General features: G+C 67.7%; 9 protein-coding genes. 6 read left to right on the top strand and 3 right to left on the bottom strand.

What is annotated here, in order from left to right; translation table 11 throughout:
• The first annotated feature begins 101 nt into the window (after window positions 1-101).
• The 6 genes from GobsT_RS30505 to GobsT_RS30530 all read left to right on the top strand — a co-directional run bounded on the left by GobsT_RS30505 (window position 102) and on the right by GobsT_RS30530 (window position 8,758).
• Entirely contained in the window at window positions 102-2,003 is a 1,902-nt protein-coding gene (locus tag GobsT_RS30505; RefSeq protein WP_010051125.1) for a redoxin domain-containing protein, read from the top strand.
• 149 nt (window positions 2,004-2,152) lie between these two features.
• Window positions 2,153-3,637: an aldehyde dehydrogenase family protein gene (locus GobsT_RS30510; protein ID WP_109570760.1), complete on the top strand. Its 1,485-nt coding sequence runs from the start codon at window positions 2,153-2,155 to the stop codon at window positions 3,635-3,637.
• Between the two features lie 168 nt (window positions 3,638-3,805).
• The gene (locus GobsT_RS30515) at window positions 3,806-5,848 is read left to right on the top strand and encodes a serine/threonine-protein kinase (protein WP_148087930.1); all 2,043 of its coding nucleotides are present in this window, start codon (window positions 3,806-3,808) and stop codon (window positions 5,846-5,848) included.
• A 15-nt stretch (window positions 5,849-5,863) separates the two neighbouring features.
• Complete coding sequence (locus GobsT_RS30520; RefSeq protein ID WP_010050192.1) at window positions 5,864-6,169, top strand: hypothetical protein; 306 nt, start codon at window positions 5,864-5,866, stop codon at window positions 6,167-6,169.
• 290 nt (window positions 6,170-6,459) lie between these two features.
• On the top strand, window positions 6,460-7,998 hold the full coding sequence (gene proS / locus GobsT_RS30525) for a proline--tRNA ligase (RefSeq protein ID WP_010050191.1): 1,539 nt from the start codon (window positions 6,460-6,462) through the stop codon (window positions 7,996-7,998).
• A 451-nt stretch (window positions 7,999-8,449) separates the two neighbouring features.
• The gene (locus GobsT_RS30530; RefSeq protein ID WP_010054605.1) at window positions 8,450-8,758 is read left to right on the top strand and encodes a hypothetical protein; all 309 of its coding nucleotides are present in this window, start codon (window positions 8,450-8,452) and stop codon (window positions 8,756-8,758) included.
• Between the two features lie 163 nt (window positions 8,759-8,921).
• Here the strand turns inward: GobsT_RS30530 and GobsT_RS30535 are convergent, their stop codons facing one another.
• The 3 genes from GobsT_RS30535 to GobsT_RS30545 form a co-directional block, all read right to left on the bottom strand.
• A complete protein-coding gene (locus GobsT_RS30535) occupies window positions 8,922-10,061 on the bottom strand; it encodes a TIGR03364 family FAD-dependent oxidoreductase (protein WP_010052393.1) in 1,140 nt (379 codons plus the stop codon).
• Window positions 10,051-11,205 carry a LacI family DNA-binding transcriptional regulator gene (locus GobsT_RS30540; protein WP_010052392.1) on the bottom strand — a complete coding sequence of 385 codons (1,155 nt, stop codon included), beginning with the start codon at window positions 11,203-11,205 and terminating at the stop codon, window positions 10,051-10,053. The genes GobsT_RS30535 and GobsT_RS30540 overlap by 11 nt, the downstream gene beginning before the upstream one ends.
• Before the next feature lie 136 nt (window positions 11,206-11,341).
• The gene (locus tag GobsT_RS30545; protein WP_109570759.1) at window positions 11,342-13,243 is read right to left on the bottom strand and encodes a LamG-like jellyroll fold domain-containing protein; all 1,902 of its coding nucleotides are present in this window, start codon (window positions 13,241-13,243) and stop codon (window positions 11,342-11,344) included.
• Window positions 13,244-13,281: the final 38 nt, after the last annotated feature.

Consider the following 13,281-nt stretch of genomic DNA (forward strand, 5'->3'; position numbering starts at 1 on the left):
TTTCGGCTCAAGTGTCAACCCGGACGGCCCAATCTGCCGAAACAGGTCGTGACGGATGCGCCGGATGGCCCAGCCCGGCGCGCACTTCACAGGAGTCAGGGATGACGACTTCGCAGGTGACGGTCAGGACGCTCGCTGCGCTGACGCTGGTGGTCGGGTTCGCCGCTGCCGCGCGTGCCCAGCCGGCCCCGGTGACGGTCGAGTGGGCGCTCAAGCAGAACCCTAAGCAGCCCGGGGTGAACGTTTCGACCCCGCCGGCAACGGGGTGCCGGATCACGCCCGTTCTGAACCCGGACCCGAAAGCGGGCGGCAAGTCGATGGGCTCGCTCCTCAAAGGCCCAGACGACAAGCCGGTGCGCCAGTTCGTGAGCTACGACGACAAGAGCTTCAACATCATCGTGTACTACCTCGACGGGGTCGAGGCGTACCGCGAGGTGTACATGCCGGACCCGAAGGAGCCGTTCCAGTTCCGCTGGGTCGGCCCGAACGGCACCAAGTGGGGGCTGGACCGCAACCGCGACGGGGTCATCGACGAGTGGGCGGTGATCTCCCCCGAAGAGGTGAGCCAGGAGGTGGCCGCGGCGCTGGCCGCGAACGACCCGAAGCGGCTCGCGGCGCTGGTGGTGACCCGCGAGAACCTCGCCGGCCTCGGGCTCCCGGCCGCCGACGTCAACCAGGCGGTCGCCCGCGCAAGCGGGGTGGCGAAGAAGCTGGCGGACACCGCCGCCGCGCTCAAACTAAGCGACAAGGCGCGGTGGCTGCACGTCGAGTATGGCATCCCGAGCGTGCGCCCTGCGGACGCGTTCAACGGGCGCGAGGACTACACCGCGTACAAGAACGGCACGGTGTTCGTGGAGGACGGCGGGAAGGGCGTTCCCTTCCAAATGGGTGAGCTGGTGCAGATCGGCCGCGCGTGGAAGCTCGTGGACGGCCCGGCGCCCGGCGCCGCGGTGCAACAGGTGAACGCCAGCGGGGCCGAAGCGGCCCCGGTGTCGGACGAGATCCGCCCCCTGGTCGAACGGCTCAACAAGCACGACGAGGGAGGCGCAGGGTTAAAGTCGCCGCAGGAGATCGCCAAGTTCAATGCCGACCGGGCAGACATCCTTGAGCTAATCAACCAGGCGCTCAAGGACGAGAGCAAGAAAGAGACCTGGATCAAGATGCTGCTGGACAGCCACGCGGCAGCGGCCGAGGGCGATAAGGCCGGCAACAAACACCTGGTGCGGATCGATCAGTTCAAGAAAGCGTACTCGGCGCCAGGGGCGAACGCGGCCATCGCCTCCTACGCGGCGTTCCGGCTGATCTACGCCGAGAACGCGGTCGCGATGGCGAACCTGCCGCCGAACGGGCAACTCGGTCCGATCCAGGACAAGTGGCGCGAGTCGCTGGAAGAGTTCGTGAAGACGTACCCGCAGAGCGCCGACGCGCCCGAAGCGCTGTGGCGGCTGGCAATGGCGCACGAGCACTCCGGCGCGAAGGACGGCGAGGCGAAGGCGCGGGTCGCGTTCGAGGCGCTGGTGAAGGGCCACGCCAACACCGCGCAGGGGCTGAAGGCCGCGGGCGCGCTGAAGCGGTACGACGCCGAGGGCAAGCCGCTGGAGCTGGTGGGCACGGTGCTGGGCACCACGCAACAGTTCAACGCCGCTCAGCCGGGCAAGGTGGTGGTGCTGTACTACTGGGCGAGCTGGAGCCAATCGCTTCCGGATGACGCCAAGAAGCTTCAGTCCCTGCTGAAGGACTACGAAGGGAAGGGGCTGGCGGTGGTGACGGTGAGCGTGGACCACGACCCGAAGGTGGCGGCCGAGGCCGCGAAGAAGGTCGGGCTGCCCGGCACCCACCTGTTCGCAGAAGGCGGGCTGGACGGCAGCGCGCTGGCCGCCGCCTACGGCATCCTGGCACCGCCGCACGCGTTCGTCATCGGCAAGGACGGCAAGATCGTGAACCGCAAGGCCCAGGTTCAGACCCTTGAGGACGACCTCAAGAAGCTGTTCAGCGACAAGTAACCGCCGGCAAGCGGGACACGGGTCCCGGGGTTCGATTAGGGCGTTCGCACGCGGGGGGCTTGTGCCCCCCGCTTTTGTTATTGTGGGTGTTCGGCGTTCGTTTGCGGTGGGGACTTACGCCCCCCGCTCGCCTTTGGTACTGTGGCCCCATGAGCACTCCCTTCGCCGCCGAAGTCGCCGCCGCCCGCACCGCCCAGGAGTCGTGGGGGCGGCTTCCCGTTCGCGAGCGGCTCCGGTGCGTTCGCAAGCTGCGGGCACTGCTGGTCGAGCGGATGGACGCCGTCGGCGAGGCCATCGCGGCGGACATCGGCCGCCCAGCGCTCGAGATCGCGGGGAGCGAAATCCTCCCCACCGCTGCGGCGCTCAAGTTCCTCGAAAAGCGCGCCGCCCGCGCCCTCGCCCCGCGGGCCGTGTCGTGGTGGGACCAGCCCACCTGGCTCATGGGCAACCGGGATGTCGTTCACCACCGCCCCTGGGGCGTGGTCGGGATCATCGGGACGTGGAACTACCCGGTGTTCCTGAACGTCGGGCAGATCGCGCAGGCGCTCGTCGCGGGCAACGCGGTGCTGTGGAAGCCGAGCGAGAACGTGCCCCAGACGTCGGTCGCGACCGCCCAACTCTTCCGCGACGCGGGCTTGCCCCCTGCCCTGCTTCAGGTGCTGCCGGCGACCCGCGAGGCCGGGCCGCAACTGGCCGAGGCGGACGTGGACCACGTCGTGTTCACCGGGTCCGACGTGGTCGGCCGGAAGCTCGCGGCCCGGCTGGGAGAGCGGCTCGTCCCGTCCACCCTGGAGCTTTCCGGGTGCGACGCGATGTTCGTGTTCGCCGACGCCGACCTCGCGATGGCCGCGAAGGCCGCGTGGTTCGGGCTGTCGATCAACCGCGGCCAGACCTGCATCGCGGTGCGGCGCGTCTTCGTGCAGCGGCAGTGGTGCGAGGCGTTCGTGGCGCTGCTGAAGCCGCTGATCGAGCGGGCCGGCCCGATGGGGCTCGTCACCCCGGGGCAACTCACCCAGGCCGAGCGGCTCATTCGAGACGCCGTCAAACGCGGGGCGACGGCGGTGCCGGCTCCGAACGGAGAGGGCAACGACGGCCCCGTCGGCGGGGGGGCGGCTTCCGCCTCCCTGCGCCCGACGGTTCTGATTAACGTCCCGGCGGACGCGGCGTTCTGCCGCGAGGCGTGCTTCGCGCCGGTCACGGCCGTCATCCCGTTCGACACCCCCGACGAGGCGCTGGCGCTGGCGAAGCTCTCGCCGTTCGGGCTGTCCGCGTCGGTCTTCTCGGCGGACGTTGAGGCGGGGCGCGCGTTCGCGGCGCGGGTGCCGTCGGGGAGCGTCGTCATCAACGATGTGCTCGCGCCGACCGCCCACCCCGCGACCCCGTTCGGCGGGCGCGGGGCCAGCGGTTGGGGGGAGACCCAGGGCCGGGAAGGGTTGCTCGCGATGACAACCCCACAGGTGGTGACCGTTCACAACGGCACGCTGCGGCCGCACCTGGACGACGCCGCCAACCCGGACCCCGCCACGGGCGAGATCCTGCGCGGGCTGATCCGGTTCTCGCACGGGCGGGGGCTCCGGCACAAGCTCGGCGGGCTGTGGCAGATGGTGCGGGGCGTCCGGCGCAAGAAGAAGTAACGGCCCAACTCCGGGCACCGCGGACGCGGCCTTCGCGACGGATGCGCGGGCGGATTGATTGAGAATCAATTAATGATTGGCCTTAGCCGGCCGGCAAGTTCTTGCCACAGTTCCATCACCCCGGTATGATGCGCTCCGCTGGGTGGAACCAAAACCCCGAGGCGCGCCGTGCTCTCGCCCTTATCTTGCCAGCGGTGCCAGAAGTCTCAGGCCCTTCTGCCGAGCGGTGTGTGCTCGGCGTGCCTGGCCCCCGACGCCAGCGCGCGCACCTCACCGAACGTGCTATTCGCGAGCGGCGGCTTTTCGCCCGAAGGGCCGACGACGCCCGCCCACGCGTTCTTTTTCGCCGCGCAATCGGCCCCCGCCGTCCGCCCGCTGCCCGCCCCGCCGCCCGGATTCGAACTGCTCCGCCGGCTCGGCGAGGGCGGCATGGGTGACGTGTACCTGGCGCGGGAGTGCCCGTCCGGCCGCGAGGTCGCGCTGAAGTTCTTGAAGCACCCCGAACATTACGTCGCACACCAGCGTTTCGTGGCCGAGCTGCGCGCCCTGGTCGAACTGGAACACCCGAACGTCGTTCGGGTACACGCGTCGGACTTCATGCGGTCCACCCCGTTCTTCACCATGGAGCACGCCACCGGCGGGTCGCTGTCCGATGCGCTCGAGTCGGACGAAGGGGGGCCGAATCCGCTGGCGCCGAAGGACGCGGTCGGCATCATCCGGGTCGTCGCCGGTGCGGTCGCGGCGGCGCACGCAAAGGGCATCATCCACCGCGACCTGAAACCGAGCAACGTGCTGCTGTTCGGTGGTCCTCGTGCCTGGGACAAGCTGAAGGTGGCGGACTTCGGGCTAGCGCGGCGGCTCAACGCCGAAGACGACGAGAACCTTACGGTAACGACCGACACGATCGGCACCCCGGGGTACGCACCGCCGGAGCAGGTGTCGCGGGCGAACGGCGACATCGATTTCCGGGCCGACGTGTACGGGCTCGGGGCGACCCTGTACCACCTGCTGACCGGTCGCGCCCCGTTCACCGGCCCGACCCAGGCGTCCGTCATAGAGCAGGTGCTCGCGGACCCGCCCGAGCGGGTCCGCAAGCGCCGCCCCGAGGTGCCGCTGCGCCTGGAAGCGATCGTCCTGAAGTGCCTCGCGAAGGACCCGGCGGACCGGTACGAGTCGGTTACGAGCTTCCTGGCGGACCTGGACCGGTATGAGGCCGGGTTGCGTCCCAAGGCGCCCTTGATGACCCGACGGCGGCGGGCGCGGTGCTGGGCGAACGATCGCCGGCACGCTCTCGCCGCCGCGGCGGCGCTGATGTTCCTCACCTCGATTGGGTCGGTCGGGGCGATGCGGGGGGTCGGATTGGGATCGGCGGACGCCGGTGTTATCAGACCGCCCTTGGTGCCGGTGCCGAAAGTGGCCGATCTGCCGGCCACGCCATCCGCCGTTAATTTCTGCCCCGAACTGACTGATGAAGAGGTGACCCGCGCCCTCCGCAACGGGCAGCGCGTCGAGTTACTCGGCCGGACCGGACCGCGGACCCCGATCGGGTGGGGCCTGAACCCCTGTCCGGTCACACTGCCGGAAGAAGGCGGCAACGGCCTCGTGCTCAAAGGCCGGGAGGGTTGCGCCCTCCAACTTCTTGCCGACCCGGGCATCGACAGCTATCGGATCCGCGCCGAACTTCGCCAGGACCTCCGGACCCCACCGGTCGGGCCGGTCGGCAGCAGAATGCCCCAGGTGCCTCGCGTCGGGATCGTCCTCGGGTACCGTCGCATCAAGGCGAAGGACCGCATCGTTAATGCGTTTGTGACCGCAACGATTTGTGAATCGGGACAGAATGGGCAAGAGGCCGGCGAGGCCGCATTGACGGATCACGGTGTGATCGAATACCCGCTGCAACCGTCTTCTTCGGCTATTCACCCCAAGGGACGCTGCCCGCTCACCGCGAACGAAAAGGCGCCGTCGGCCCGCGTACTGGAAGTTGACGTGACTCCGCAGAAGCTCGTTTTCCGCCACGGGGGCCAGGAGCTGATCCAGTCGGCCCAACTCCAGGAGCACTGGGTTTGCATCGAACAGGCGCTGAACGCGAACCCGCAGCTCGGGGGACAGGTCCATCTTGGTGAGTGGTCCTCTCGGCGCCCGGTCGGCATTTGGGTCCAGGAGTCGTGGGCGACTGTACTCAGCTTCAGTATCGAGCCGCTGCCCAAATAGCGGGGAGAGGTTTCCATGGCGTCACAAGTTTCGATCTCCAACCTGGGCAACAACGATTCCAAATTGGTCCCTTACAACCTCGCGGTGACGTACAGCGCAGACGAAAGTGGGTTGGAAGTGGTCATCGAGTACAACGGCATTTCCGTGGCGGCGCAGGACGCCTCCCACACGTCCGGGTCGCTCTCATTCTCCCTGAACTATCTCAGCAACACCATTGGTGAGACGGTCCGAGCCGTTCTGCGTGTCAAAGCTAATCCCAGTAATCGAGTCTACGTGGACACCCGCACCGGACTCAGCTTCGAAACCGACAGCCCCCCTTGATGGCACGAGTCGGTTCGTTGCGCTTACGTGATTTCGCACCCGGGGTTCGCAAACGCGCGCTGCGCCAGTTTCTGCGGGTTGGGTTCGGGGAGCGGTGCTCAAACACGTCAACTTGAGCGGCGGACCGGAGTGAACTCGTCTTCGGCCCGGCCGGCAACCTTTTGACGGCCGCCGGCCGCGGTCGCCTCCGGTTCCGGGCGGCATCTCTATCTATAACAGCAACGCACCCGGGCGCGGATCGGGGTCGGTTTGTGCCCGCGGCTCACGCTTTAAGAAGGAACGCCTAGCTCATGGCCGACGCCATCACACAACGCGCGACGAACTACGCCCAGTGGTACCTGGACATCGTCAAAGAGGCCGGGCTGGCCGACAACTCCGACGTCCGCGGGTGCATGGTCATCAAGCCCACCGGGTTCGCGCTGTGGGAGAAGATGCAGAAGGCCCTCGACGGCCTGTTCAAGAGCACCGGCCACGTCAACGCGTACTTCCCGCTGTTCATCCCCATGAGCTTCCTCGCGAAGGAGGAGCAGATGGCGGAGGGGTTCGCCAAGGAGTGCGCGGTGGTCACCCACTACCGGCTCAAGGCCGAGCCCGGGAAGCCCCTGCACGTCGACCCCGCCGCGGAACTCGAGGAGCCGCTGATCGTCCGCCCCACGTCCGAAACGATCATCTGGAACACCTACAAGAAGTGGGTCCAGAGCTACCGCGACCTGCCGCTCCTCATCAACCAGTGGGCGAACGTGGTGCGCTGGGAGATGCGCACCCGGCTGTTCCTGCGCACCGCCGAGTTCCTCTGGCAAGAGGGCCACACCGCGCACGCCACCGCGAAGGAGGCCGAGGAGGAGACCCTCCAGATGGTCCGCGTGTACCAGAAGTTCGCGGAAGAGTGGATGGCGATGCCCGTGCTGGTCGGTCCCAAGACCGACGGCCAGAAGTTCCCCGGGGCCGTGTACACGCTCTGCATCGAGGCGATGATGCAGGACGGCAAGGCGCTCCAGGCCGGCACGTCGCACTTCCTCGGACAGAACTTCGCGAAGGCGTTCGACGTGAAGTTCAAGGACCAGAGCAACAAGGAAGAGTACGCGTGGGCCACGAGTTGGGGCGTGAGCACGCGCCTCATCGGCGGGCTCATCATGACGCACTCCGACGACAACGGGCTGGTGGTCCCGCCCCGGCTCGCGCCGACGCACGTCGTGATCGTGCCCCTCGGGAAGAACGACGCCGAGCGCGGCCCCTCGATCGCGGCGGCCGAGAAGTTGGCCGCCGAACTCCGCGCGCTGCCCCGTGACGACTTCTTCGGGTACGAGCCGATCAGCGTGAAGATCGACACGATGTTCGACAAGCAGCCCGGGTTCCGGTACGCGGAGCACGAGGTGCGCGGGGTGCCGGTGCGGGTCGAGATCGGGCCGAAGGACATTGAGAAGGGTGCTTGCGCGGTCGCCCGACGGGACGTACCCGGTAAGGAGGGCAAGCAGTTCGGTATCCCGCTGCCCGGGGCCGCGGAGCACATCAGCAAGTTGCTCCGGGACATCCAGGCGAGCCTGTTCGCCCGGGCCAAGACCTACCGCGACGCGAACCTCGTCACCGCGAACACACTCGACGAATTCAAGGCGCTCTTCCCGGTCGAGAAGGACGAGGGCGGCACGACGGGCGGGCTGAAGTTCGTGCTGGCGCACTGGGACGGCACCCGCGAGACCGAGGACCGCGTGCAGGCCGAGTACAAGGCCACCATCCGGTGCCTACCGTTCGACGGGCCGCAGGAGTCCGGGACCTGCATCTTCACAGGCAAGCCCAGCGCACGAAAGGTCGTGTTCGCCCGCGCTTACTAATTCACCATCCCGTTAAGGTCTTCGGGTCACAAGTCGTCAGGTCAGCAATTCATAACGTCGCAAGCCATTGCCGCCGCTGTATTTGTAACGTTATGACTTACCGGCCTGACGACTTGTGACCCGAAGACCTTAACCGCACACCACTTCCCACAAAAATCGGCACCGCTTTCGCTATCTTCCCAGTCGTTCTAGTCGCCACCTGCACCGATTTGGGGCGGGTATAATGACTACCGGCAGGTCGGCCACAATTGCTTTTGTTAACTTAGCTAGTCTGGGTAAGCATTCGCCTAAACGTAATTGCACGTCACTTGCTTCGCGCCTGACGTGATCTCTTCCGCCCGGCGCGGAAGGTTCCGAATATTCCGGTTTTTCGGACGAATTTCTCAGACGCGTTGGCTTCCTGTTCTACGGTTCCGCTACATCTGGAGTTTGGCACCTTGAGGGCTTGATCATGATGCTCACCCTTCTAACGGTCGGCGGCGTTGCCCTCAGCCTTGCGGCGGCTTACATGGTTACCGCGAAAGCCAAAGAAGTGGTGCTCGCGAGCGACAACACGGTCGTCGGCCTGTCCGATCCGGCCGCGGACACGCTCGCCACCGGCTGTCACTTTCAGGCCGTTACTCTGAGCGAATGGAACCTCGCGACCGTGACCGCCCTGAGCGACGCCGAGGAACTCCTCGACGTGCTCGAGTGTCAGGGTTACGCCGAGCGCGAACTGATGGTCCTGGGCAACTCCTGCTTCACCGTGCGGTGGCGGTAGGTCAAAAGTCGCAAGTCCACAAGTCCCAAGTCCGCAAGTCGTAAGGCCGAAGCCCCTCACACCGGAGGTCTTCGGCCTTACGACTTGCGGACTTGCCACTCCCGGACTTGCGACTCCCGGACTTGTGGCTTGCGACCTGCGGACTTGGGACTTGCGACTCCTCTTAAGTGTTCGCGTTCCACCAGTCTTCGGCCAGCGCGAACGACATGGTCATCCCAAGGCCGCCGGGGGCCACCGCGATCACACACCCGGGGTGCGGCTCGTGCGTCACGAAGTGCTTCTCCGGGTGCTTCGCGTAGATCCCGTGCCACCGCGCGCCGATCGTCCAGTCCGGCACGTCGATCATCGTCCGGATTTCTTTCAGAATCAGTTCATCGATCTCGGTCTTGTCGAACACGCTGATGTCGGCGTCGTACTCGTGCGAGTCGCCGATCACCACCTCGCCCCGGTCGTTCTGCGCCGCCATCACGTGGATGCCGTATTTCACGTACTCGGGCATGGTGGCCGCGATCCGGGCCTTGAGCGCCGGCAGGGTGGAGCACAGCTCGAACGCCTTGTAGTGGCACAGCGTGAGGCCGCCGGCGATGTGGGTGCCGGCGCGCCAACCGTTGGGCTGCGGTCGCGTCTTCATCATCTGGAGCTTGCACCGGCGGATGCCGCTGGCCGCGAACGTCTCCGGGAACAGCGTCTCGAAGTCGGCCCCGGAGCACACGAAGACGCGGTCCGCCCGCCACACGTCGCCGGCGGCGGTGCGGACCTGCGGCGCGTCCACGCTCGTCACCGCCTCGCCGAGCCGCAACTGCACGCCGTGGGCCTCCGCCAGGAACCGCGGCAGCCGGGCGAGCGTGTCCGGCGGGTTCACCGCCAGTTCGGTGGGGCTGTGGAGGGCGCCGCGGAACCCAGCCGGGTTGATCGCCGGGAACCGGCCCAGCGCGTCGGCGCGCGGCAGGTACTCGCACCGGATCCCGCCGGGGCGCGCCAGCTCCGCGAACTCCCGGAGCAGCGCGTCCTCGTCGTCGTCGTGGGCGACGTGCAGCGACCCGCACTCGGACACCCACAGCCCGGCCCGCTCCTTCAGTTCCAGCCACCGCGCCCGGCTCCGGAGCGCCCGGTCGTAGGCCGGCCCCGGCAGTTGGCCGATCGGCCACACCATCCCGAAGTTCCGCACCGACGCGCCTTGTGGCCCCGGGGTGCGGTCGAACAGCACGACCGAGTGCCCCCGCCGCGCCGCCTCCCACGCGAACGCCAGGCCGACGATGCCCGCGCCCACCACCGCCACGTCCGCCCGCTTGTCACTGGACACTGTACCCTCCGTCCGCCGTGCGCTGGACCCCGATGGAACTCTCGCGGACGATCAGGTGCCCGGGCACGACCACCTTCAGGGGCCGCCGCCCCGGGTTCTGGCGCCGCTCCCGCATGAGCCGCACCGCCTGCTCCGCCATACCCTCCGACGGGTACGCGTACGTCGTGATGCCGATGGCGAACTGCTCCCCGATGGGCAGGTCGTCGGCGCCGACCACGGCCACGTCGTCGGGCACCTTCAGCCCGCGGTTGAGCAGCTCGAAGATGAGCCCCATCGCGGTGTAGTCCTGGTAGCAGAGCACGCCGTCCAGCCCGTGCTGCCGGATCTGGTCCGCCAGGACCGAGTACGCCTCGCGGTTGGACTGGTCGGAGTTCTGGTACAGCACCACCGGCTCGAGCTTCGGGCCGGTGCGCGTCTGGTTCGCCGCGTGCAGCGCGAACAGGTACCCGGACACCTTGTCGTTGTGGCTGCTGGTCGGCGAGGCGACCACGATCCCGACGCGCCGGCGCCCGAGGTCCAGCAGGTGCCGGGTGCAGCGGGCGGCCCCGTCCAGGTCGTCGGCCGCCACCAGGTCGTGGCTCAGCTCGCGGTTGTTCCCGCGCAGGTTCCGCTCGAGCAGCACCACCGGCAGCCCCTCCGCCCGGCACGCGTCGAGGAACCGCTCGTCCAGCCGCGTCTCCGGGTCGCTGTGACGGGACGGGAGCAAGAACGCCCCGCCGACGCCGGCGTCCCGGGCCCGCCGCACCGTGATGCGGAGCTGCGTCTCGGTCAGGTTCTGGGCCAGCGGGAACGCGTCCGATTCGAGGTGCATCGGCTCGCGCCGGGCGAGCGCCTCGAACCCGACCCGGCTCAGGCTGATGGTGGCCTTCTGCCACGGCCCCGGGGTGAGCCGCAGCACCAGCGCCCACCGGTCTGCGGTCGGCGGCGGCACCCGGACGCTGCCGGACCGCTCGACCGTGTGGATCAGCCCCTTGTCGCGCAGGATCTGGAGCGCCCGCGACGCGGTCACGACGCTCACCCCGTGCTGCGTGGCGATCCCGCGCACGCTCGGCATCCGGCCGCCGTCCCACTTGCCGGTGCCGATCTGGACCTCCAGCGCGGCGGCCACTTCCACGTACTTCGGTGCCCCGTTCGACTCGCTCATGAGCGTTCCGTTGGACGGCTGGTGGTGCCCGGGTTCGCAGCGCCGGTCGTGGCGCGCGGCGGCCCGGTCCGGAACATTCCTATGTACGCGTGTGCGCGGCGGCGCGACTTTCGGACCGGGCCGCCGCGCACACGCGTCAGTCCTTCTTGATCGTGAACTGGTCGAACAGCCGCCCCTCCTGGTCGAACGCGTGCAACTTGAATGTCCCCTGGTGGACCGTGACGTAGCAGAAGTGGTGGTCCGACCGGAACTGGTCCTTGAAGAACGGCGGGGTCGGTGCGAAGTTCTCCAGTCCGCCGCCGCCGCCGCCGCTGGTCACGTACATGATGCCGTTCTTCTGGTCCACCTTGCCGGCGCGGATCGGCCACGACCGCTCGTACACGTGAACGTGGCCGTTGAACACCACGTCCACGTTGTACTTCTCGTACAGGGTCACGAAGCTGCGCACCCGCACGTCGCCGTAGGTGCTGCTGCCCTTCCAGGTGTTGCCGTAGTCGTCGTCGTCCGAGCAGTACGCCGGGTGGTGGTGGTAGCACACCTTCCACTTCGCGGTGGACGCGGCCAGCGCCTTGTCCAGCCACTTGTACTGCTCGCCGTCCGCCTTCAGGTTGCGGCGCGAGTTGGTGTCGAGCACGAAGAACTCGGCGTTGCCGTAGGCGAACGAGTAGTAGTACTCGGGCTTCGGCAGGGAGAAGTATTTGTAGTATTGCGGGTGATCCTTCTCGTGGTTGCCGATGGTCGGGAACACCGCCACCCGGCTGAACAGTTCGGCGCACGGCTTGAACAGGTCGCCGGTCCACTGCTGCTTCGAGGCCCCGTCGTCGACCACGTCGCCGCAGTGGATCACGAAGTTCGGCCGCCGCTCCCACATCAGCTTTGCGACCTTCCCCGTCACCACCGGGTTGCGCTGCGTGTCGCCGATCACCGTGAAGCTGTACGCGTCGTTCGGGCCGGGCGCGGTCATGAAGGTCGAGGGCTTGCCCTCCAGTTTGCGGCCCTGCGCGTCGGTGCAGACGACGCGGTAGAAGTACGTCGTGTTCGGCTCCAAACCCGCGAGCGGCACCTCGCCCATCACGTTCGGCCCCTCCACCTTCGCTTGCAGCTTCGGCGGGAACGTGGGGCCGTACTCCACCACCGCGGCGCACGGCTCGTCGGTCTCCCACATGACCGTGACGCCCGTGCGGGTCACGGACTGGAGGTACGGCGCGATCACGAACCGCGGCCCCTCCGGCACCGCCGACGGCGCCTCCGCGAGCGCGCGGTCGGCCGCGAAGTGCGCCGACACCTGCGCCGCGTCCACGGCGTGCGGGCACAGGGCCACTTCTTTGATCGCGCCGAACAGCGGGAAGTCCTCGTCCCGGTCCTTGTAGCGCCCGATCACGAGCGGCGCCTCCTTCGCGTGCAGCACGGGCCCGGACTGCGAGTCGCTCGTGGCGTCCAACTGTCCGTTCACGAACAGCCGCATTTGTTTGCCGTCGTACACCGCCGCGACGTGGTACCACTTGCCCCGCTGGTACTCGGTCTTCGACTCCAGGTAGGTCATCTTGCCGTCGCCGTCGTCGGCCCCCTTCGTCGAGAGGCCGAAGAAGAAACGCTTGAGATTCGAGCCCACAACGAAGCCGGCCTCCGCGGGGCCGTTGTCCTGGAAGCAGCCGAGGATGCCGGCCCACTCGGTCGGCTCGTCGACCCGGACCCACGCCACAACCGAGAGAGCCTCTGTCGGCAGGAACGGGGCGCCCGCGGTCGCACGCTCCTTAATCATCGCGCCGTCGTCCGGCCCCGTAAGATGCAGAAACGAGACATTTCCGCCCTCGCTCGTGACGACCTTTGCGCCACCGGTGAGGGTGGCGGGCAGCTTACCGGCCCGGTCGGCGACCGTTTTGGCCGCAAGTTGGTCAACATCGAACACCCAGTGCGCCGAAGCCTTCAGGTCCGGCTTGGGCGCGGCGGTCAGCGCCTCGTTGCGAACCAGCGCGACCACCAAAACAGCGAGAACACACGCACCGGCCGCGCACACTTTCGCCCACGTTTTGGTCACGTGTCACCCGGGGGTCAGCGTATACTGTACTACACAAC

It is taken from the genome of Gemmata obscuriglobus (assembly GCF_008065095.1).
In the GTDB taxonomy this organism is placed as follows: Bacteria; Planctomycetota; Planctomycetia; order Gemmatales; family Gemmataceae; genus Gemmata; species Gemmata obscuriglobus.

Excerpts from the sequence above, each read along its gene's own strand:
- GobsT_RS30520 (WP_010050192.1), top strand. The coding sequence starts at position 5,864 with ATGGCGTCACAAGTTTCGATCTCCAACCTGGGCAACAACGATTCCAAA.
- proS (WP_010050191.1), top strand. The coding sequence starts at position 6,460 with ATGGCCGACGCCATCACACAACGCGCGACGAACTACGCCCAGTGGTAC.
- GobsT_RS30530 (WP_010054605.1), top strand. The coding sequence starts at position 8,450 with ATGATGCTCACCCTTCTAACGGTCGGCGGCGTTGCCCTCAGCCTTGCG.
- GobsT_RS30510 (WP_109570760.1), top strand. The coding sequence starts at position 2,153 with ATGAGCACTCCCTTCGCCGCCGAAGTCGCCGCCGCCCGCACCGCCCAG.
- GobsT_RS30505 (WP_010051125.1), top strand. The coding sequence starts at position 102 with ATGACGACTTCGCAGGTGACGGTCAGGACGCTCGCTGCGCTGACGCTG.
- GobsT_RS30540 (WP_010052392.1), bottom strand. The coding sequence starts at position 11,205 with ATGAGCGAGTCGAACGGGGCACCGAAGTACGTGGAAGTGGCCGCCGCG.